The organism is Ruegeria sp. CH2 (assembly GCF_056537065.1).
This window is the reverse complement of the sequence record NZ_JBQFQV010000002.1, coordinates 305,176-325,345: the sequence shown is the minus strand read 5'-3', so window position 1 is coordinate 325,345 and position 20,170 is coordinate 305,176. Positions and strand designations below refer to the sequence as shown.

Genomic DNA, 20,170 nt, shown 5'->3' with positions numbered 1-20,170 from the left:
AACCTCAACCTCAGATGCCCACCGTCTCTCCGGCGCGTCTCAACCGTCTTTCCAGTCCGTCAGGCCAACCTCAGTTGCGCCGGTGAAGGGGTATTTACGGATTAGGCTTCCGACCTGCAACCCCCATTTTGAAAAAACTTCACATTTCTCACTATTCTCTCATTTAAATGTAGTAAATCAATAGTTTAAACAGATATTTCGTGATTCCCATCGGCCATTTCAGGTGCAGGCTCATCAGAAGAAGAGGGTGAAATCTGCACTTTGGCTGGAATCGTCGACCCCGTCAGCAAACGACGACATCGATATCCGTCTTGAGTCACTCGATCGACGCGGGCGTACCGTTTCGCTGAATGTCGAAGAACACTTGGAAACTGACTTCAGGTCACAATTGTTTTTTTACTCAATTGACGCAGTCTCAGGTGAGCCTGGCTCGGATGGCGAACAGCGGACCGGCACAATAATGGTTCTGATAGTAGGGAAGCCAGCATGGAGTTCGACTATATCATCGTGGGCGGCGGTTCGGCAGGATCCGTTCTTGCAAACCGCCTCACCGAGAACCCGGCTTCACGCGTTTGCCTGCTCGAAGCAGGTGGGAACGGAAACGGCCTGACTGTCAGGGTGCCGGCAGCTGTCGTGGCAGCCCTTCCGGGACGACCCAAAATCAACAACTGGGCTTTTGAAACCATACCGCAACGCGGGCTGAACGGACGCCGGGGGTATCAACCCCGCGGCAAAGCACTGGGTGGTTCGAGCGCGATCAACGCGATGCTTTATGTCCGGGGTCAGCGGCAGGATTACGATGGGTGGGCCGATCAGGGCTGCGACGGTTGGGATTGGGACAGCGTATTGCCGTATTTCAAACGGTCCGAGAACAATGAGCTTGGCGCAGACAGCTGGCATGGTGACAAGGGCCCGTTACAGGTGTCACAGCAAAAGGAACCTCGCCCGATCACCCGCGCGTTCATTGAAGCCGCGCGGCAACTCCAACACCGTCATACTGAAGATTTCAACCGAGGCGATAACGAAGGTGTCGGGCTGTATCAGGTAACGCAGTTTCATGACCCGACAAAGAACGGAGAGCGGTGCTCGGCGGCTGCGGGTTACCTGTTCCCGATTGCCAACCGTCCGAACCTGACGATCATTACACATGCCCACGCGAAAGGGCTGGTCTTTCAGGGTAAGCGCGCAACTGGCGTTGTTTTCAGGGTCAAAGGCAAAGAGGCAGACTCCACCGTTACCGCCACTCGCGAAGTTCTGCTGTGCGCGGGAGCATTAAAAACACCGCAGCTGCTGCAAATCTCTGGGATTGGAGCAAGCGCTGATCTTGAACCGCACGGGATCGCTGTTCTCAACGAACTACCGGGTGTAGGGCGGAACCTGCAGGACCACCTCGACTTTACGCTGACCTACCGGACCAAAGACACGAACAACTTTGGGATCGGCGCAACAGCGGCAATGCGACTGCTGAAGCACATCCATCAGTGGCGCAAGACCGGTGTGTCGATGGCGGCCACACCGTTTGCCGAAGGGGCGGCGTTTCTGAAAACCTCACCCGAGCTGGAGCGCCCGGATATCCAGCTGCATTTCACCATCGCAATGGTCGATGATCACGCCCGCAAACTGCATTACGGTTACGGGTACAGCTGTCATATCTGCAAGCTTCGCCCGGAAAGCCGGGGAACCGTTGGCCTGAGCAGCGCCGACCCAATGGCAATGCCTGTCATCGACCCGGGATTTCTTGCAGATGCACGCGATCTGGACACCATGATCAAAGGCGCGCGAATGACGCGAGACATCCTGCAAGCGCCAGCTTTGGCCAAATATCGGCACAAAGAGATGTTCGGAACCGATACGGCCAAATCCGACGCCGATTGGGAAGGGCATATCCGCGCCCGCGCCGATACGATCTATCACCCGGTCGGCACCTGCAAGATGGGTACCGACGATCTGGCGGTTGTGGATCCCGAACTTCGGGTGCGCGGGATTGAGGGGCTGCGTGTAGTTGATGCGTCGGTGATGCCAACACTGGTGTCGGGAAACACAAACGCGCCAACAATAATGATCGCGGAAAAAGCCTCGGACATGATTAAGGCAGCCGCGCAGTAAAGAACCTACCGGTCCTTCATCAGCGCCTCCAACCCCACCCGGTAGTTCGGGTAGATCAATTCGACACCCAACTCATCCTTGATCCGGTCGTTTCGGACGCGTTTGTTCTCGTTATAAAAACTGCGCGCCATCGGTGTCAGATCGGCCTCGTCAAATGAAACCGCCGGGGGCAGAGGAAGCCCCTGCAACTCGGCGGCATACCCGATGACATCTTGTGGCGGGACAGGCTCATCGTCGCAGACATTGTAAACACTGCCCGGATTCGGCCTTGTCATCGAAGCTTGCAGAACCTGCGCAATGTCATCCACGTGGATACGCGAAAACACTTGCCCCGGCTTGATGATGCGCCGCAGCCCACCGCGTGTGAGCTTAGAGAACGGCCCACGACCTGGGCCGTATATCCCTGCCAGACGGAAGATGTGAACAGGCAGGCCCGGCACAGCCGCCCATTGCTCTTCAGCCAGCATGCGCCACTTTCCACGCTTGGCGGTCGGTGTTGGCGGGGTGTCTTCGTCAACCCAGCCGCCCTGGTGATCGCCATAAACAGCTGTTGTCGATAAATAACCCACCCAAGTGAACTGACTTGCCCGTTTTCGGATCTCGTCGCCCAGCGCCGCCAGTACCGGATCGCCCGCCTCGCCCGGTGCCGTTGAGATCAGCAAATGCGTCACCCGATCCAGATTTGGAACCTCACCGGGCCAGATCAGCGGGTCCGCGCCAGAGGCACGTATCGCATCTGTGCCTTCGCCATCTCGTGTGGTGCCAAAAATCTGCCAGCCTTTCGGGGCAAGAATTCGGGAAAGGGCCTGCGCAGAATAGCCGTGGCCAAATGAGAAGAGTGTCTTGGTCATGCACCGTTGATGGGCTTCAGCGCATCGGGATGCAAGCGCCGCATGGACGCACTTGAATCGAATCTTCTGATGCGCCTTTCTGTGGATATGAGCAAAAAGAAACCAGACCTGCATTCTGCCTACGCGCTGAGCTCTCCGGACGAAAACAAACGCCTTTATGCGGAATGGGCCGGGGACTATGACGACAGCTTTGCCGCGCGTGAGGATTATCAGCTTCATATCCATACCGCGCGGGCGTTTGTGGGCGCGGGCGGTCAGGGGCCGGTTCTGGATGTCGGTGCGGGAACGGGCCTGTGTGGCGCGGTGTTGTCTGGGCTTGGTGTTGGGCCGATTGATGCCACGGATATCAGTTCGGAGATGCTGGAACAGGCTATGCGCAAGGACATCTACCGGGACGCGATCGAGGCTGACCTGACCCATGGCATCCCGGTTCCGCCAGACAGCTATTCCGGCATCGTGTCATCTGGCACGTTCACACACGGTCATCTGGGTCCCGAAGTGTTGCCTGCGCTGCTTCGAGTTGCACGGTCAGGCGCTACGTTCGCCCTGTCAATAAACGCCCGCCATTTCGAAAAGATGGGCTTCAAGGGTAAGCTGCACGAACTGGAACAGGACCAGATCCGCAACCTGACCCTGCCCGAGGTTCGCATCTATGGCGATCTTGCTGCAGGACCCAATAAGGATGACACGGCCTTCATTGCATTGTTCGAACGGGTTTAGTCCCCGGACAGAACCAGCCGCGTCAGGTATACATCTGCTTTTTGTAGGCCCTCGTGCGTGTCGTCGCCTCGGCTGAGCCATCGTGATAGGTGCCAAACCACTTGTCGAACGGAATTTCGGATGTGCCGTAGTTGCACTCGAAATACCTGTGGTGGAGCTGGTGAAAAAAGTCGCCCGCCCGCGCGGCTTCGGTCTCACCGGCCTTTAGCTTCTCGAACCCAGAATGGGACAGTATCGGGCTGACCTGCTGGAACGAGCTGTGAAACAACACATGCAGCGGATGGGAAGGCACGATCAGGTGGATGAAATACGTCGTGAAATACAGCATGTTTTCATACCAGTGATTCGAAATCCCTGACCATGGCCCGGTATTGACATTACGGTGATGGACCGCGTGCACATGTTTATAAAGCCTGGGATGATGTTCCAGCCGGTGCACCCAGTAAAAATGCAGACCGGACCACATGGGAATAAACAACATCCAAACCACGAACCACACCGGCGAGCTGGCCCAGGTAATCGTCGGAACCCAGCCATTTGCCATCGCCCAGAAGATGACCCACTGGTAAATGGTCGCCACCGTCATGGCGCTGCCCAGCGTCCACCAGATGTTATCCCAAACCTGATTGCGGAATGTGAATGTTCCGTTGTCCCGTGTCAGGTCCCTGCGATCAAACTTTTTGTACATCCCCTGCCCTTTGCGCATGTACAGCCACCAGTGCAGGCTTCCTGCTACCAGAGTTTGCGGCACCATGTTCAGCAACCAGATCCGAAACATCCATCCGGGCGCAAAGCTTTTCATCGTCTCTAACGCAGGGAAAAAGAACGCATAGGCGATGACGGCCAAGGTCATGCACAGGGTCAGGGCGGTGATTTGCAACCACGCTCCGCTGTACCATTTCAGCACGGCCGCCGGACGTGGTGGCCAACTGAACAGCGGGTTGAGACCCACTGGCCCGTCGGGGTGGTAATGCCAGCGGGCAGCTTCGGGGTCCTGCGTGGAATCTCGCATGTCGGTCACTCTGTCTTGCATTCAGGTTGCGTAATCCGAGCCTTCTGCATCGAGTATTGCTTTGATCTCTCGCAGATGCGCTTCGGCTTGACCGGGGTAGTCGTCCAGTTCCTGTGCTGTTTTCTCGGCAATTTCATCCGACAGCACCCGCAGGGGCAGGCCTGTTTGCAGCGCCCGGATGTAAGTTTCGGCAGCGCGCTCGAAATAATAGAGCCTGTTAAAGGTATCTGCAGGGTCGCTGCCAGTGATCAGAACCCCGTGGTTGCCCATGATCATGACTTTCTTCTTCGGATCAGCCAACATCCCGGCGCACCGCTCGCCTTCGCTTTCAAAAGCCAATCCGCCAAATTCTTCGTCAACAACGTAGCGGTTGTAGAAGGTCGCGGTGTTCTGGTCGATTGGCGGAAGTGTACTGTCGGCCAGTGACGCCAGAACAGTTGCGAAAATCGAATGCACATGCATGACGCAACGCGCGTGCGGGCAGTGGCGATGGATCGAGCCGTGCAGGCCCCAGGCCGTGGGATCAGGTGCGCCGGGCTGGGACATCACATCCGGATCGTTGGCGTTCAACAGCAACAGATCAGACGCGCGAATACGCGAGAAATGCGCCTGATTGGGGTTCATCAGGAACTGCGTCCCGTCTGCGTTCACAGCAAGACTGAAGTGGTTGGCAACGGCTTCGTGCATGTTCAGCCGGGCCGTCCAGCGAAAGGTTGCGGCCATGTCCACACGTTCTGACCAATGATCGATGTTGGGACGAAGGTTGGTGAGACTCATGTGACGCGTCCTTTGGTATCTGCGAATGACCAAAGCCTGCATTTGGTCCGGCAATTTGACCAACGAAAAAAACGCAACTATTCCATTAGCTAAACTTATGCCGGAGTTATGTCGATGCAAAACAGGCTTCCCCCGCTTGGCTGGCTGCGCACATTCGAAGCCGCAGCCCGCCATCTGTCATTCACCGGTGCGGCGCGGGATCTGAACATGACGCAAAGTGCGGTCAGTCAGCAGATCAAATCGCTGGAAGGCCATCTGGGTCAGCCACTGTTCCTGCGACGCCCGAAGGCGCTTGAGCTGACAGAGGCCGGAATCACCTATTTGCCGGTGGTGCGCGAGGCGTTTCGGACACTGATACGGGGCACTCAGGCGGTAACTGGCGCGCAACAGAATGCGGTCCAGGTGCAGTGCAACATCAGTTTCGCCGTGAACTGGCTGGCCCCGCGTCTGCCATTATTTCAGGCTGAACACCCGGATGTTCAGCTGAACATCTTCACCGAGTTGTGGGAACCGCGCGAGATGGCTGAAGGCGCAGCAGTCGAGATCCGGTTTTCCCTTCGACCCTCAGATACAACCCGGACAGAGGTGCTGCGCTCTGAATATTACTATCCCGTCTGCGCGCCGGGATATCAGGTGTGCCTGCAAGACCTTCAGGAAAAACCTCTGTTCGACTGTTCCAACCTGTTGACCAACTGGGCGACGTGGGCTGAAGATCAGGCTCTGAATTGGCAGAATCCGCCTATTACCTACGCGACAACCTATCTGGTTTGTTTGTCAGCTGCGATGGCCAGAGGTGGCCTGTGCCTGGCCCATGACACCATCGCAGGTCATTTGATCGATCAGGGACGACTAGTCGCACCATTTGAGCATCGCGCCCCGATGCCCGAGGCGTATTATCTGCTGCTCTCCCCTCAGGCCGAGGACACGCCCGGAGCGGTTACCTTTGCGAACTGGATACGACGAGAATTCGGGTCCGAAACGTAAACCCGGACGGGTTCCTGCGCGCTGTCGGCACCTATGTCAGCTTTCGATGACTGAGTCGGGCAGATTTGCAGAATTGTGATCCGTCGGCAGTAGTAAAGAACCGGGGTTGCGCCCACGCGCGCATTCGTGAAAGTTGAGCCATGGAAAACACACCCTTCCCAACTTGGCCCGATGTCGCCCCCCGATTGATCGCAGTTGCTGCCGGACGTGAGGCAGCAGATATGGTAATAAAGGGTGGGACTTGGGTAAATGTGCACAGCCGCGAACTGCTGCCGAACCATTCAGTTGCAATCGCTGCAGGCCGTATTGCATTTGTCGGTCCCGACGCCTCGCATTGTACCGGACCAGAGACACAGGTTATCGACGCGCAAGGCCGCTTTATCCTGCCCGGCTTATGCGACGCGCATATGCACATCGAATCGGGGATGCTGACCCCTGCCGAGTTTGCCCGCGCAGTTATCCCCCATGGCACAACCAGTATGTTCACCGACCCGCACGAGATCGCCAATGTGTTGGGGCTGGACGGTGTGCGCATGATGCATGACGAAGCAATGATGCAGCCGGTCAACATCTTCACTCAGATGCCGTCCTGCGCGCCCTCTGCACCGGGGTTAGAGACGACAGGCTATGAAATCACCCCCGAAGACGTGGCCGAGGCGATGAATTGGCCCGGGATCATCGGCTTGGGGGAAATGATGAACTTCCCCGGCGTGATTCACGGAGATCCCAAAATGCTGGCCGAGATTGCGGCCACGCAGCGGGCAGGCAAGGTCGTCGGCGGACATTACGCATCCCCTGATTTAGGGCCTGATTTCGCGGCTTATGTGGCTGGTGGACCTGCCGATGACCACGAAGGCACCTGCGAAGCGGATGCCATCGCACGGGTCCGTCAGGGAATGCGGTCGATGATGCGGTTGGGTTCGGCCTGGTATGACATTGAAAGCCAGATTACCGCGGTCACCGAAAAAGGTCTGGATGCGCGCAATTTCATCCTGTGCACGGATGACTGCCACTCTGCCACGCTGGTCAATGATGGGCATATGAACCGCGTCGTGCGCCACGCGATTGCCTGCGGCTGTGACCCGCTTGTGGCCGTGCAGATGGCGACGATCAACACCGCCACGCATTTCGGTCTGGAACGCGAGATCGGATCGGTCACGCCGGGACGACGGGCAGACATCATCCTCAGCTCTGACCTGACCGAATTGCCGGTCGAACTGGTCATAGCGCGCGGGCAGGTTGTTGCGGAAAACGGGGTGATCAAGGTTGATTGCCCCCACCTGAACTGGCCCGACAAGGCACGTCGCACCGTTCATCTGAAGCAGGAACTGGCCGCGTCCGATTTTGAGATCGCGGCGCCGAAGGGTGCAAACAAGGTAAGGGCCAACGTCATTGGCGTGGTAGAAAACCAGGCCCCCACTAAAGCCCTGAAAGCCGAATTGCCGATAATCGGCGGGCTTGTTGAAGGTGAGGGTGACGTATGCCAGATATCACTGGTCGAACGACACCGGGCGACAGGGGGCGTCACCAACGCCTTTGTCTCGGGGTTTGGATATCAGGGAATAATGGCCATGGCCTCGACCGTGGCGCATGACAGTCACCACATGATCGTCGTCGGCACCGACCGTGAACAGATGGCGCTGGCCGCGAATCGACTGGCCGAAGTGGGTGGCGGCATCACGATCTTTAGGGACGGCCAGGAACTGGCGATGGTCGAACTTCCCATTGCCGGTCTGATGTCCGACAGCCCGGCCGCTGAAGTTGCGGCCAAGGCGGACAGGATGGTTCAGGCTATGCAGGAATGTGGCTGCAATCTGAACAACGCGTATATGCAACATTCGCTACTGGCGTTGGTCGTCATACCGGAACTCAGGATCTCTGATCTCGGGCTGGTTGACGTGCGCACATTCGAAAAAATTGATCTTCTGGAACCCTTGGCATGACGACACTCCTGACACCTGAAGCCCTTTCGCCAGAACAGTTCACCGATCCCGCAGCCGCAGTTGCGCGACTGGAGGAGCTTTACACTCAAGCAACGGAATTTCTGTGCGACAGCTTCTCGAAGGTACTGCAAGATGGTGCGCCAACTGCCAGATACAGAGCCTATTACCCAGAGATTCGCATAAAGACTTCGACCTATGCACAAGTCGACAGCCGCCTGAGTTTTGGGCATGTGTCAGAGCCCGGCGTTCACGCTACAACCGTGACGCGCCCGGATTTGTTCCGATCCTACCTGACCCAGCAGATTGCCCTTTTGATCAAGAATCACGACCAACCGGTGACGATTGCAGCGTCGGATACACCGATTCCGGTGCACTTTGCCGTGGCAAATACGTCGGATCTGGTTGTGCCGCATCAGGGTGCGGCTGCTTTCACCCTGCGTGACGTGTTTGACGTGCCGGATCTGACCACCACGAATGACGACATCGTCAACGGTGTCCATGAAAATGAAGACGCCGTCGGGCCTTTGTCATTGTTTACTGCCCAGCGGGTCGATTATTCACTTGCGCGGCTGGCACATTACACAGCGACGGATGCCCGGCATTTTCAGAATCACGTTCTGTTCACGAACTATCAGTTCTATGTTTCGGAATTCGAAAACTACGCCCGCGAACAGTTGGCTGATCCCAGCAGCGGGTATACCAGTTTTATCTCGACCGGGAATGTCGAGATCACGCAGCCGGACGCAGAAATCGAGCAACCGCTGAAACTGCCGCAAATGCCAACCTATCATCTGAAGCGTGAAGATGGTTCGGGTCTTACTTTGGTGAACATCGGTGTCGGCCCGTCGAATGCGAAAACAGCGACCGACCATATCGCGGTTCTGCGCCCGCACGCGTGGCTGATGGTTGGCCATTGCGCCGGGTTGCGCAACACGCAGGCATTGGGTGATTTCGTTCTGGCCCATGCATATCTACGGGATGACAAGGTTCTGGATGATGACCTGCCGGTCTGGGTGCCCATCCCGCCCTTGGCCGAGGTTCAGGTCGCGCTGGAACGCGCCGTGGCCGAGGTGACAGAGCTGGAAGGGTATGAACTGAAGCGGATCATGCGGACGGGAACAGTTGCATCGGTCGACAATCGCAACTGGGAACTGCGCGATCAATCCGGACCGGTTCAGCGCCTCAGCCAGTCGCGGGCCATCGCGTTGGATATGGAAAGCGCCACAATCGCCGCGAACGGCTATCGCTTTCGCGTTCCTTACGGCACTTTGCTGTGCGTGTCGGACAAGCCCCTGCACGGCGAACTGAAACTACCGGGCATGGCGTCTTCCTTTTATACCACTCAGGTCGGGCGTCATTTGATGATCGGGATACGCGCTATGGAGCACCTGCGCGGCATGCCGTTGGAGCGTCTGCACAGCCGGAAATTGCGTTCCTTCGACGAAACTGCCTTCCTCTGACGCAAAAAAGCAACGTTTTCCCCATATTTTTAGGGATTTCTGCGCTACTATTCGTTGTGTTTGGCCACAATATCCCGTTACAGTTACGCGGTGAGGCCCTATAGATCGGGCACGTTAAGGAGACCAAGAAATGGCAAAACCTATGACAAAGACTCAGCTGGTTGCTGCTCTCGCTGAGGAAATGGGAACCGATAAGAAATCCGCGAACTCTGCGCTTGAGGCCATCACCGGCCTGATCACACGCGAAGTTTCCGCAGGTGGTGCAGTGACCCTGCCTGGCGTCGGCAAAATCTACTGCCGCGAACGCCCCGAGCGTCAGGTCCGCAACCCGGCAACCGGTGAAACCTTCACCAAAGAAGCCGACAAGGTTGTGAAAATGACCATCGCGAAAGCACTGAAAGACAGCGTGAACGGCTGATCTCAAGCGCTTGGAACCATGTAAAGGGGTGGCGGTTACGCGGCCCCTTTTTTGTGCCTGAGCTTCACATTTTAAAGCCTGCGCAAATGTGTCCTAAGGCATCAGAGTTCTTATTCAGACTGTAAATATGGGCTACAATCCAACACCGGTTGTCCTTGGCACGTTTTTTACGGACAACCCTTTGATTTCCTGCTTGGCCCGCTAAATCCCAGTTCCATGGAACAGGATATAACCTTCACGCGACTGCCCCTCGTCTCAGCACCTGAGATACTGGCGCATATGAGAAATCCAATTCTTGCCGAACACATGCCTCTCCTGACGCAGGATTGGGACGAGGAAACAGTCGCCGGTTTCATTCACGCGAAAGAGTCGTGTTGGGCGCGGGACGGCCTAGGTCATTGGGCAATTCTGCACCGCGGACATTATGTGGGATGGGGCGGATTTCAAAAAGAAGGTGAAGAGTGGGATTTCGGGTTGGTCTTGAAGCCCGGTGCATTTGGACTGGGTGCAAAGATAGCACGTCAGGCCATCGCATTCGCAAAGCAGGACAATCGTATTCCGTTCGTGACATTCTTGCTGCCGCCTTCACGCACGAAACTGCGCGCAATGACCAAACTCGGCGCTTATTTTGTTGGGCAAGTAGACTACGCTGGCCACAGTTTCCTCAAATATCGTCTCGACACGAACTGAAGTGTACGGCAAGGAATGAGGGCCGGATCGGGCAGCCCCTAAAAAGAGTTGCGGGCCCCGATGTCGAGACCCGCTTTTGGTACCCTAGCTTCAAGCAATCAGTGAATCGTCTCAACCTTGTGGAAGTCCAGATCGCGATCTTCCGGCATGGCGTCGATACTCATCACCTCTTTGCGCTTGGTGACCAGGATATAGACCACGCAAGCCAGGTAGAGAGCGACTACGACGGCTCCGATCCACTGGATTTGCAACCACTGACTCTGGAATAGCAGGGTCAGGACAAACAGCAGCGCGACGTTGCCAGCGACATAGGTCGCCTTGCCAAACCGCTCGGCGGTCATGTTCAGGTTGTCCGTATAGAGCCTAATCAGCGAGTCCAGCGAATTGATCACAAAGGTCACACCCACGATTACCATCGCGATATTGGTGATGCCTGCGGTGCTGATACCGTTCAGGTGATAGTAGTAGAGAACGGTGAACCAGATCCCCAGCGGGATGGACGGGAAGATCAACAACGCCGCCAGCAGCTGCCAGGTCTTTAACCCGCCCACAAAGCGCGAAGTAAACTGGCCAATCATGATTGACCACGCAAACCACCAGAACAGGTAGAAGGCATGATAATCGGTCAGCGGCAGGACAAACTTGTGCACATTGGTGAAATAGGCGCCAATGTTACTTCCGGTTTCGATAAACACGGTCATTCCCATGCCAGCGGCCGCCCACATACCCAGAATCAGCGCAAGGAACAGGAAGGTCGAACCGACCGACAGGATGCGCACATATTTCAGATCGGTCGATGAGTACGCCGCCGCCAGAATGACCACAAACACGATGACGTAGAAGGTGGTAACAACAGATTCGCCATCTCCGACCTCTGGCAGGTAGCCAGGCAGGTAGATCAGAAACAGGCTGGCGGTAAAGGCGCAGGTACCGATGATGACCACGTTGTTGATCAGCTTGACCAGCGGGATCTCAAAGAAGTTCACGCGCGGTTCGATCACGCAGAAATAGAAGGCTGTCAGGAAGTAAAACGCCCAGATCAGAAACCCCCAGAAACCGAACTCGATCGCCAGTGGATTGGCAAAGGCATAGGCCGGATCTTCGGCATAGCCACCAAATTCTGTCAGCGGGAACATGATCAGGCCAACATCCAGACCGGACGTAAACAGGATCGCGATGAACGTGAAAAGGTGGACAGGTGTAACGCCAACGCAGCGCAGGTTCCACCATTTCACTACGAAGAACGCGACCAGGCCCAACGCCAGCAGAACGCCAAAAGATAGAATGTACTCCAGAAGCACCGACAACCCTCCCTTGATATGTCAGATCCCGGAGCCGATAACTTTAATTGTTTAGTCAATCAATAAAAACATCCTTGTGACTTTCGTTGCATCACGGATGTGTCTATTTTGACGCGCAGCGCTTGCGACCCATCGGAAAATCGGGGACAGTCCGCGCAAAGTGACAGGGGGTCTCCATGGATCTGCGCGCCATAGCCATGGGGCTTACTTTTGCCCTGATCTGGTCGTCTGCCTTTACCTCGGCGCGGATCATCGTGGCAGACGCCTCTCCCTTGTTTTCGCTGGCTCTGCGGTTTTTGATCTCAGGGGGTCTGGGGGTTCTGATTGCCCGGGCGATGGGGCAAAGCTGGCACCTGACCCGGAACCAATGGCGGGCGACAATTCTGTTCGGTATCTGCCAAAATGCCCTGTATTTGGGTCTGAATTTCTACGCTATGCAAACGGTCGAGGCTTCGGTTGCGGCGATTATCGCGTCCACAATGCCCTTGTTGGTGGCGCTGGCAGGGTGGCTGATTTTTGGCGAGAAACTGCGCCCTCTCGGGATTTTGGGATTGTTTGCCGGATTCACCGGCGTCGCCCTGATCATGAGCAGCCGGATCAGTTCTGGTGTCGACATGTTCGGCATCGCGTTGTGCGGCATCGGAGCTTTGGCGCTGACCTTTGCCACCCTCGCGGTCCGCGGTGCGACTTCGGGCGGTAATTTCATGATGGTCGTCGGTCTACAGATGCTTGTAGGTTCAGCCATGTTGTTCGTGGCTGCTCCGATCTTTGAGGCCATCTACATCCACCCGACGCTGCCATTGGCATTGGCGTTCACTTACACAACCCTGTTTCCAGGGCTGCTGGCCACTCTGATCTGGTTCCTTCTTCTGGATCGCATCGGCGCGATCCGCGCAGCCACGTTCCACTTTTTGAATCCGGTATTCGGTGTCACGATTGCGGCCATATTGTTGGGCGAAAAACTGGGCGCGATGGACGCAATTGGCGTTACAGTCACGACATTGGGTATTCTTGCTGTTCAGCTGTCACGCCAACCTGCCGGCAAAACGACTTCGGCCTAACGCAAGGACCTACGTGTTTGCGTCTGACCGACTGCACGACTGTGAGAGCGCTTTGAAATATCGCTTTGCTTTCTGTACGGCAGCCCCCAGATAATGGCACAAACGTCAAATCAGCCGGAGGATCCATGACACGCTACACCAAAGACCCCACGGTTATTGCGGCGCTTTCGCCCGAAGAATTTCACGTCACCCAACGCAACGGCACCGAACGGCCGGGGACAGGCAAGTATTTGGGGAACAAGGAACCGGGTATCTACGTGGACATCGTGTCAGGCGAACCGCTGTTTGCTTCGACCCACAAATACGAATCCGGATGTGGCTGGCCCAGCTTTACCAAGCCGATCATCCATGAGCATGTGGAAGAGTTTCGCGACACGACACATGGTATGATCCGGACCGAGGTTCGCTCGAAACACGGCGACAGCCATCTGGGGCATGTCTTCCCCGACGGCCCGCGAGAACATGGCGGCCTGCGATATTGCATCAACTCGGCCTCGCTCAGGTTCATCCATCGGGATGAGATGGAGGCTGAAGGTTACGCCGAATTCCTGATCCACGTGGAGGAAATCCAATGACTGAACAACGTGCTGTACTGGCCGGAGGCTGCTTTTGGGGTATGCAGGACCTGATCCGCAAGCTGCCAGGCGTCTTGCGAACTCGGGTGGGCTATACCGGAGGCGATGTGCCCAACGCCACCTATCGCAACCACGGCACCCACGCCGAAGGGATCGAAATCTGGTTTGACCCATCGCTAATCAGTTACCGCGACCTGCTGGAATTTTTCTTCCAGATTCACGACCCGACCACGGTGAATCGACAAGGCAACGACCGAGGCATGAGCTATCGTTCCGCGATTTACCACGTCGATGAAGCCCAAAGAGCAACCGCCCTGGATACAATCGCAGACGTGAATGCCAGCGGCTTGTGGCCGGGAAAAGTCGTAACCGAAGTCGAACCCGTCGGCGATTTCTGGGAGGCCGAACCCGAGCATCAGGATTATCTTGAGCGTATCCCGAACGGATATACCTGCCACTTCCCGCGCCAGGACTGGGTTCTTCCCAAACGTGCCAGCGCCGCAGAATAATGCACCACCTGCCCGGCCCCTCTGAACGAGTCAGAGGGGCTAGCCCGCCGCAACCCGCGGTCGCCCGCTCGCCTCGACCGTGATCATTGCTTCGACAAACACATCATTGGCCTCGACCCGCGCGGTTTTGATGTCGCGATCCACGATCACCCGGATATCTTCTGCACCGGCTTCGCGCACCGCGCCTTCAGCTTCCGACCTCAGAACATTTTCCAGCAAAGCCAGCGCATCTTCTGATGCGGAAAAATCCTTGGGCCCGCCCTCGAGATGTACACGATACCGCCCTTCGGCAGGACTTGTCACCGTGCCCGTTCGCCGTAAGGTCAACCGCCCCACGACAGCGCCAATCGCATTGGCTACGCCCGCATGTTCCGGCAGTATCATCCGGCAGTGAAGCCGTTCACCAACCGCCGGGTAATAGCTGGGGGCAGATGCCCCAAGTCCCACAACATCAACGTTCAGGGCTGCGGTCAGCGACAACAAACCGCGATGCTGCGCCAATCCGCGCTGTGTCAGGATATGCCGCGCCAGCTCCTGCGGCGAATGCCCGAAACTGTCTGGCTCCTCATCAAAAGCAGCCTCTAACAAGGTCAAACTGGTCTGTTCTGTCAACTGGTCCACGATCATCTGCGCCAGCGCTTCGGCGGAATTTGCCAACATATCTCCGGACCCGACCCGTTTGCGCGCGACCAGTTCAAGTGCCTTACGGGCGGCGTCCGCATCCCAGGCATCCACCCGCCCCAGTACATGGCTGGCATCCGACGGCGTCACGCCCGAGATCTGAATGATCCCGCGGTCCACCAACCGGGTCAATGCGCCGCTCTCCATTCGGGACCGAAGCAAGGAACCGATCGGCAGAACCTGATCTCCCAACCGCTCCAACAGGGCTTCTTCTCGCACATCTATACCGTCGTCACGTATTCCCGGCACGCGACGGGCAAAGCGCGTATCGTGCTCACCCACCGTCGTGGCCCGCAATTGCTCGTCCAGAACGGCATGGACGATCTCGGGCGCTTCCGAGGCGATCAGGGACACCGGAAGAACGCGGCGCGGCCCCAGAAAAACACCGCCCTGCAACCCCTCGGTCACGACATGCACCTGACTGTCACCTCCAAGGCCATGGGTGCGCATCGCAACTGCCTCGACCATTGTGCGGAACCCGCCCACCTGTGCCCCGGCCGAGTCTATCGCGGGCTTACCGTCACGGATCAACGCCACGTCAGTTGTCGTGCCGCCAATATCCGACACCAACGCATTCTCTGCGCCGGTCAACCAGCGCGCGCCTACAATTGACGCGGCTGGTCCGCTCAGGATCGTTTCAATGGGGCGTTCACGCGCCTGTTCAGCACTCATCAACGCCCCATCACCGCGCACGACCATCATCGGGGCCATTATCCCCAACTCGCGCAGCTGGTCCTGCGCACGCCCGATCAAACGATCGATCATCCCGATCAGCCGCGCATTCAACACGGCCGTCACGGCGCGTTTCGGCCCATTCAGCTTTGCCGACAAGTGATGCGAACATGTTACCGGAGCCCCGGTTCTTTCCGTAACGATCCGTGCGGCTTCCAGTTCATGCGCGGGATTACGGGTGGCAAACTGAGCGGCTATGGCAAAGCCAGAAATCCCTTTATGAGAGTCTAAAAACTGCTCCAGCGCGGCAACGTCCAATGGCGCAGCTTCGCTGCCAGAATGAGAATGCCCACCAGACATAACCAGGGACGGGTCCCCTTTTAACGCGTCCTTCAAACCGTGCTTTTCAAGGTCGCTGTCTTTGAATCCGATATAGATCAACGCAACGCGCCCGCCCTGCCCTTCGACCAAGGCATTAGTCGCCAATGTTGTGGACAAAGACGCCATTGAAATCTGATCCGGCGCAACTTTCGCCTGCTCCAGAACGGCAGAAATCGCCTTGCCCACACCAATTGCCAAATCCGCGCGTGTGGTCAGGGACTTGGCCGAGGCTATGACCTCTTTTTCATCCCGGATCAGTACCGCATCGGTATAGGTTCCACCCGTATCCACCCCCAAAGCCAGCGCCATCGGGTTCTCCTTACTGTTCGCTGCAGATTGGTGTAGCGATTGGGGCCGACACGTCCAGCCTGTTTGCGGCAATTATGAAAGTTGTTCCACCGCCCAGCGCGCTGCGTCTGCCACGGTTTCATCCGGGTCATCTGTCAAACTCTGGGCCGCAGCCTTCAGTTTCGACTGCCCCGAGTTTCCAATGGCATAAAGCACGTTGCGCACAAACCGGTCGCGCCCAATCCGTTTGATGGGTGAGCCAGAGAACTTCGCTCGGAACGAGGTATCATCAAGTGCCACCAGCTCTTCCAACGCAGGCGCTGCCAGATCTTCACGCGCGGCATAGCGTATGTCACTTGCGGCAACCGCAAACTTGTTCCACGGGCAAGCTGCCAGGCAATCATCACAGCCGTAGATTCGATTGCCCAGCTTTCCGCGAAGTTCAGGCTCTACAGGGCCTTTATGTTCGATGGTCAGATAGGAGATGCACCGCCGTGCATCCAATTGATACGGGCCTGGAAAGGCGTCCGTGGGGCAGCTGTCCAAACAGGCCCGACAAGACCCGCAGCGATCAATCTCAGCAGAATCAGCGGGTATATCCAATGTTGAAAAAACAGACCCTATAAAGGCCCAATTACCCCATTCCCGACTGACAAGATTTGTGTGTTTCCCCTGCCAGCCCAACCCGGCGGCCTGCCCCAAGGCTTTCTCTGGCACGGGTGCAGTGTCAACAAACACCTTAACCTCGCCGCCCGCCTCGGCAATCAGCCACCGCGCCAGACGCTTCAGTCGCTTTTTGACCAGATCATGATAGTCTTTGTTCTGCGCATAGACAGAAATCGCCCCGTGGCCGCGTTGCTTCAAGACGTCTGTCGGGTCATGTTCCGGCGTGTAACTCTCGGCCAGCATGATCACTGATCGCGCCTCGGGCCAAAGGGCTGCAGGATCACCGCGCCAATGCGTTCGTTCGGCCATCCATCCCATCTGCCCATGATACCCGGCACCCAGGTACGCGGCCAAACGCTCGGGAACTTCTGGAACATCCCACGGGCGGCAGACACGGCACGCAACAAACCCTTCTTCAAGGGCCTGTTGTACCAGCTTTTCCTTCAAATCAGATCCGCTCTTCATCTGGCCAAAAATATCCTCGGGGGGAATCGCGCATCTGCGCGATGGGGGGCAGACAGCCCCCCTAGCGCACCCTATCAGAAATCCAGATCAGCGTAATGGGGCGGCGGCCGGAAACCCGGCACCTGATCCGCCAGAATAGAGCGAAACGCAGGGCGTGATTTGATTTTCGCATACCAATCCTTGACCACCTGACTGCGGTTCCAATCCACGTCCGAGATATAGTCCAGCGAAGACAGATGCGCCGCTGCTGCGAAATCAGCCAATGTCATCTGGTCACCGGCCAACCACCGGCGGTGATCCAGCAGCCATGCCATATAATCCAGGTGGTACTTGATGGCCTTGGCACCCTGTTTGACGTTCTTGCTGTCCGGATAGCCCTGACCCGTCACTTTTTTGTTTACCCGTTCGTACAGCAGCTTCGAAGTCACCTCATGGTGGAATTTGTCGTCAAACCAACCAACAAGGCGCCGCACTTCGTATCGGGCTTCGGGGCTTTTTGGCATCAATGGCGGTTCGGGACGGGTTTCTTCGATGTATTCGCAGATCGCTGCGCTTTCCGACATCATTTGTCCGTCCAGACGCAATACTGGTACTTTACCCGCGGGGTTACGGCGCAAAAAGTCGGGGTCCTGTTCCCAGTATCGCTCTTCGACAAGCTCAACCTCGATCTTCTTTTCCGCCAGAGACAGCCGAACCTTGCGGCAATATGGAGAGAGGGGAACATGAAACAGACGCGCCATGGGCTTCCAATCGAACCAGTGAGTACCCGACAGATTTAGCCTTGGCAGGCGACGGGTTTCAATCCTCGAAACAATCTGCGCGACCATCTGCGCGGATGGTGGCCGCCCCATCCAGAATAGATGCCGCCCGCCTGCGCGTTTGCGCCGTCGGGTCAGTGACCGATCTGTTGCGCGGTGACGGCAGAATGGCGGCAATCCGCGCCGCCTGAACTGGGGTCAGTTTTGAGGCGCTGGTGTTGAAATACCGTTGCGCGGCAGCCTCGACCCCAAAAACACCATTCCCGGTTTCGGCAACGTTCAGATAGACCTCGAGAATTCGCTGCTTGCTCCAGAAAATCTCGACCACAGGTGTGATCGAAGTTTCCAACACCTTGCGTATCCAACTGCGCCCTTGCCAAAGAAATACGTTCTTCACAACTTGCTGTGTAATCGTCGAGGCGCCGCGATTCCCGCCATCCTCAAGCGCATCGCGAATGGCCTCTACGTCAAATCCCCAGTGCAGGCAGAAATTTGCATCCTCTGCTGCCACGACCGAACGCGCCATGATCGGAGCCATGTCCTCGATCGGCACCCATTCGCGCTCAACCTTTCCCAAACGGCGCCATTCCGACCAGATCGTATGGGTTACGGGTGGGTTCACAACCGAATACAACAGGATTATCGCAAGCAAAGCTCCGGCAATTGCCGCAACCGCACGAGTCAGCCAACGGCGAATCTGACGCACCGTAGGTGTTTTTCTGCTGGATGCCTTGTTTTTCTTACCGCTTGATTTGCGGGCTGCTTTCTTCGCCATGCCTCAGCTATACGACGCGCGGTCCGGGTTTGAAACGGCCTAAATCGCGAAAGCGCGCGCTTCGCGCGGGTGAACAACCGGTCGTGCGGTTTCTACCGACATCGGATCATGACCTGCCAGTTCAGGGAACAAGTGCAGGACCTCGCTCTGCGTTTCGCGGTCCGAGGCCGACAACGCGTGCCCCGGATAATAGCTTTCGCTTTTGGCGCCATTGGCGATGACGATCTCGTGCTGCTTGAACAAAAGGTGGAAATACTCCACCTCGCCGCCTTCCACCCGGGTCACCGTTTTTCCATTGACCAGAGCATGTGCCGGAATCAGCGCTTCAGCGTGCCCAGACAAGTACGAGGCCCGCCAGTCTTCAACCAGCATCCGATGCTGAGGCGAAACAAGCAGCGGACGATCCAGGTCAAACACTCCGGCCTCAAACCGGATCGGGGCCAGCTTTCCTTCGGCCGCCACCACTGTACGCCCAACCCAGATCAAAGGCTGGGGGCCATGATCCACGGTCGTGACCAGATCGCCGACTTCAAGATCTTCAACCGCACGTTCGCCTTCCGGGGTCGCTATCATGGTGCCCGGCGTGAAACAGGGCGGACCCAGATTGCCGACATTCAGCGGCCCCTGTGTGTTGACGAAGGTGGCTGAAACAAATGTTCCCGGCTGCAGGACCTGGCCGTCTGTCGGTGTGAAAACCCGAGATCCGTCAGCCAGATAAAACGTGGTGCCGGTATAGGTTACGTTCCCGACGCCCGCCACGTTGATGGTAACAGTGTCCCCTGGCCAGGAATTCGTGACGTCCTGACCGTTGACGGTGTCGCCGCTCGGTGCATCGATTTCGTTGTCATCGTCTGCATCGATCAAAGTGAAGCTGCTAACAGTGACTGCCGTTCCCGCAGGTGGCGGGTTTGCTGGATCGAAAGTATAAAACTGATCCTGATACGGTGTTGGCATCCGGTTGCCCCTGTTTGCTTATCATCTGGCGCCTAGATCGGCCCATGATTGTCGCCTGAGTGTGAAGAAAGATTGGCGATTTTCGGATAAACGGGCAAGACCTGCACTGAAACGTCGTTAACA

Annotated in this window: 19 protein-coding genes; 10 read left to right on the top strand and 9 right to left on the bottom strand. The window is 56.9% G+C overall.

Features of this window, described 5'->3' with window-relative positions:
* The first annotated feature begins 486 nt into the window (after nt 1-486).
* Complete coding sequence (locus ACR0M9_RS06225; protein WP_480773109.1) at nt 487-2,106, top strand: GMC family oxidoreductase; 1,620 nt, start codon at nt 487-489, stop codon at nt 2,104-2,106.
* Nucleotides 2,107-2,111: 5 nt separating this feature from the next.
* Here ACR0M9_RS06225 and ACR0M9_RS06220 read toward each other — a convergent pair whose 3' ends face one another.
* On the bottom strand, nt 2,112-2,957 hold the full coding sequence (locus ACR0M9_RS06220; RefSeq protein ID WP_480623270.1) for an SDR family oxidoreductase: 846 nt from the start codon (nt 2,955-2,957) through the stop codon (nt 2,112-2,114).
* An 87-nt stretch (nt 2,958-3,044) separates the two neighbouring features.
* Between ACR0M9_RS06220 and ACR0M9_RS06215 the strand changes: the two genes are divergently transcribed.
* Nucleotides 3,045-3,677: a class I SAM-dependent DNA methyltransferase gene (locus ACR0M9_RS06215; RefSeq protein ID WP_209598901.1), complete on the top strand. Its 633-nt coding sequence runs from the start codon at nt 3,045-3,047 to the stop codon at nt 3,675-3,677.
* 22 nt (nt 3,678-3,699) lie between these two features.
* Here ACR0M9_RS06215 and ACR0M9_RS06210 read toward each other — a convergent pair whose 3' ends face one another.
* The gene (locus ACR0M9_RS06210) at nt 3,700-4,689 is read right to left on the bottom strand and encodes a sterol desaturase family protein (RefSeq protein WP_480547266.1); all 990 of its coding nucleotides are present in this window, start codon (nt 4,687-4,689) and stop codon (nt 3,700-3,702) included.
* A 21-nt stretch (nt 4,690-4,710) separates the two neighbouring features.
* Complete coding sequence (locus ACR0M9_RS06205) at nt 4,711-5,466, bottom strand: class II aldolase and adducin N-terminal domain-containing protein (RefSeq protein ID WP_480487096.1); 756 nt, start codon at nt 5,464-5,466, stop codon at nt 4,711-4,713.
* Between the two features lie 114 nt (nt 5,467-5,580).
* On the opposite strand from ACR0M9_RS06205, the gene ACR0M9_RS06200 reads away from it, so the two are divergent.
* The 5 genes from ACR0M9_RS06200 (at nt 5,581) to ACR0M9_RS06180 (ending at nt 10,961) form a co-directional block, all read left to right on the top strand.
* Entirely contained in the window at nt 5,581-6,450 is an 870-nt protein-coding gene (locus ACR0M9_RS06200) for a LysR family transcriptional regulator (RefSeq protein ID WP_480773108.1), read from the top strand.
* Between the two features lie 140 nt (nt 6,451-6,590).
* Nucleotides 6,591-8,393, top strand: coding sequence for an adenine deaminase (gene ade, locus ACR0M9_RS06195; protein WP_480773107.1), 1,803 nt, complete (start codon nt 6,591-6,593; stop codon nt 8,391-8,393).
* On the top strand, nt 8,390-9,853 hold the full coding sequence (locus ACR0M9_RS06190; protein ID WP_480547262.1) for an AMP nucleosidase: 1,464 nt from the start codon (nt 8,390-8,392) through the stop codon (nt 9,851-9,853). The genes ade and ACR0M9_RS06190 overlap by 4 nt, the downstream gene beginning before the upstream one ends.
* 130 nt (nt 9,854-9,983) lie before the next feature.
* A complete protein-coding gene (locus ACR0M9_RS06185; RefSeq protein WP_117871130.1) occupies nt 9,984-10,271 on the top strand; it encodes an HU family DNA-binding protein in 288 nt (95 codons plus the stop codon).
* A gap of 216 nt (nt 10,272-10,487) precedes the next feature.
* A complete protein-coding gene (locus tag ACR0M9_RS06180; protein WP_480487088.1) occupies nt 10,488-10,961 on the top strand; it encodes a GNAT family N-acetyltransferase in 474 nt (157 codons plus the stop codon).
* 98 nt (nt 10,962-11,059) lie between these two features.
* On the opposite strand, the gene ACR0M9_RS06175 is transcribed toward ACR0M9_RS06180, so the two are convergent.
* A complete protein-coding gene (locus tag ACR0M9_RS06175) occupies nt 11,060-12,256 on the bottom strand; it encodes a BCCT family transporter (RefSeq protein WP_480773116.1) in 1,197 nt (398 codons plus the stop codon).
* 182 nt (nt 12,257-12,438) lie between these two features.
* Between ACR0M9_RS06175 and ACR0M9_RS06170 the strand changes: the two genes are divergently transcribed.
* The 3 genes from ACR0M9_RS06170 to msrA all read left to right on the top strand — a co-directional run bounded on the left by ACR0M9_RS06170 (nt 12,439) and on the right by msrA (nt 14,407).
* Nucleotides 12,439-13,323 (top strand): DMT family transporter, encoded by an 885-nt coding sequence (locus tag ACR0M9_RS06170; protein ID WP_480773106.1) that lies wholly within the window; start codon nt 12,439-12,441, stop codon nt 13,321-13,323.
* Nucleotides 13,324-13,448: 125 nt separating this feature from the next.
* Nucleotides 13,449-13,898, top strand: a complete 450-nt coding sequence (gene msrB / locus ACR0M9_RS06165) for a peptide-methionine (R)-S-oxide reductase MsrB (RefSeq protein ID WP_267363147.1) — start codon at nt 13,449-13,451, stop codon at nt 13,896-13,898.
* Nucleotides 13,895-14,407, top strand: coding sequence for a peptide-methionine (S)-S-oxide reductase MsrA (gene msrA, locus ACR0M9_RS06160; protein WP_209598908.1), 513 nt, complete (start codon nt 13,895-13,897; stop codon nt 14,405-14,407). The genes msrB and msrA overlap by 4 nt, the downstream gene beginning before the upstream one ends.
* Nucleotides 14,408-14,446: 39 nt before the next feature.
* Here the strand turns inward: msrA and ACR0M9_RS06155 are convergent, their stop codons facing one another.
* From ACR0M9_RS06155 to ACR0M9_RS06135, 5 genes are all read right to left on the bottom strand, one after another.
* The gene (locus ACR0M9_RS06155) at nt 14,447-16,450 is read right to left on the bottom strand and encodes a hydantoinase/oxoprolinase family protein (RefSeq protein ID WP_480773105.1); all 2,004 of its coding nucleotides are present in this window, start codon (nt 16,448-16,450) and stop codon (nt 14,447-14,449) included.
* 72 nt (nt 16,451-16,522) lie between these two features.
* Nucleotides 16,523-17,560 (bottom strand): tRNA epoxyqueuosine(34) reductase QueG, encoded by a 1,038-nt coding sequence (queG, locus tag ACR0M9_RS06150; protein ID WP_480773104.1) that lies wholly within the window; start codon nt 17,558-17,560, stop codon nt 16,523-16,525.
* 74 nt (nt 17,561-17,634) lie between these two features.
* Nucleotides 17,635-18,300: an FtsZ-binding protein FzlA gene (gene fzlA, locus ACR0M9_RS06145; protein ID WP_267363152.1), complete on the bottom strand. Its 666-nt coding sequence runs from the start codon at nt 18,298-18,300 to the stop codon at nt 17,635-17,637.
* 58 nt (nt 18,301-18,358) lie between these two features.
* Nucleotides 18,359-19,093: a monofunctional biosynthetic peptidoglycan transglycosylase gene (gene mtgA / locus ACR0M9_RS06140; protein WP_480484594.1), complete on the bottom strand. Its 735-nt coding sequence runs from the start codon at nt 19,091-19,093 to the stop codon at nt 18,359-18,361.
* Between the two features lie 39 nt (nt 19,094-19,132).
* A complete protein-coding gene (locus tag ACR0M9_RS06135; protein ID WP_480487081.1) occupies nt 19,133-20,047 on the bottom strand; it encodes a Hint domain-containing protein in 915 nt (304 codons plus the stop codon).
* Nucleotides 20,048-20,170: the final 123 nt, after the last annotated feature.

Bases quoted from the DNA above. Each gene is read 5' to 3' on its own strand.
- ACR0M9_RS06210 (WP_480547266.1), bottom strand. From the start codon at position 4,689: ATGCGAGATTCCACGCAGGACCCCGAAGCTGCCCGCTGGCATTACCAC.
- ACR0M9_RS06185 (WP_117871130.1), top strand. From the start codon at position 9,984: ATGGCAAAACCTATGACAAAGACTCAGCTGGTTGCTGCTCTCGCTGAG.
- ACR0M9_RS06225 (WP_480773109.1), top strand. From the start codon at position 487: ATGGAGTTCGACTATATCATCGTGGGCGGCGGTTCGGCAGGATCCGTT.
- ACR0M9_RS06200 (WP_480773108.1), top strand. From the start codon at position 5,581: ATGCAAAACAGGCTTCCCCCGCTTGGCTGGCTGCGCACATTCGAAGCC.
- ACR0M9_RS06205 (WP_480487096.1), bottom strand. From the start codon at position 5,466: ATGAGTCTCACCAACCTTCGTCCCAACATCGATCATTGGTCAGAACGT.
- ACR0M9_RS06170 (WP_480773106.1), top strand. From the start codon at position 12,439: ATGGATCTGCGCGCCATAGCCATGGGGCTTACTTTTGCCCTGATCTGG.
- ade (WP_480773107.1), top strand. From the start codon at position 6,591: ATGGAAAACACACCCTTCCCAACTTGGCCCGATGTCGCCCCCCGATTG.
- ACR0M9_RS06190 (WP_480547262.1), top strand. From the start codon at position 8,390: ATGACGACACTCCTGACACCTGAAGCCCTTTCGCCAGAACAGTTCACC.
- mtgA (WP_480484594.1), bottom strand. From the start codon at position 19,093: ATGGCGAAGAAAGCAGCCCGCAAATCAAGCGGTAAGAAAAACAAGGCA.
- ACR0M9_RS06220 (WP_480623270.1), bottom strand. From the start codon at position 2,957: ATGACCAAGACACTCTTCTCATTTGGCCACGGCTATTCTGCGCAGGCC.
- fzlA (WP_267363152.1), bottom strand. From the start codon at position 18,300: ATGGCGCGTCTGTTTCATGTTCCCCTCTCTCCATATTGCCGCAAGGTT.
- ACR0M9_RS06155 (WP_480773105.1), bottom strand. From the start codon at position 16,450: ATGGCGCTGGCTTTGGGGGTGGATACGGGTGGAACCTATACCGATGCG.
- ACR0M9_RS06180 (WP_480487088.1), top strand. From the start codon at position 10,488: ATGGAACAGGATATAACCTTCACGCGACTGCCCCTCGTCTCAGCACCT.
- queG (WP_480773104.1), bottom strand. From the start codon at position 17,560: ATGAAGAGCGGATCTGATTTGAAGGAAAAGCTGGTACAACAGGCCCTT.
- ACR0M9_RS06215 (WP_209598901.1), top strand. From the start codon at position 3,045: ATGAGCAAAAAGAAACCAGACCTGCATTCTGCCTACGCGCTGAGCTCT.
- ACR0M9_RS06135 (WP_480487081.1), bottom strand. From the start codon at position 20,047: ATGCCAACACCGTATCAGGATCAGTTTTATACTTTCGATCCAGCAAAC.
- msrA (WP_209598908.1), top strand. From the start codon at position 13,895: ATGACTGAACAACGTGCTGTACTGGCCGGAGGCTGCTTTTGGGGTATG.
- msrB (WP_267363147.1), top strand. From the start codon at position 13,449: ATGACACGCTACACCAAAGACCCCACGGTTATTGCGGCGCTTTCGCCC.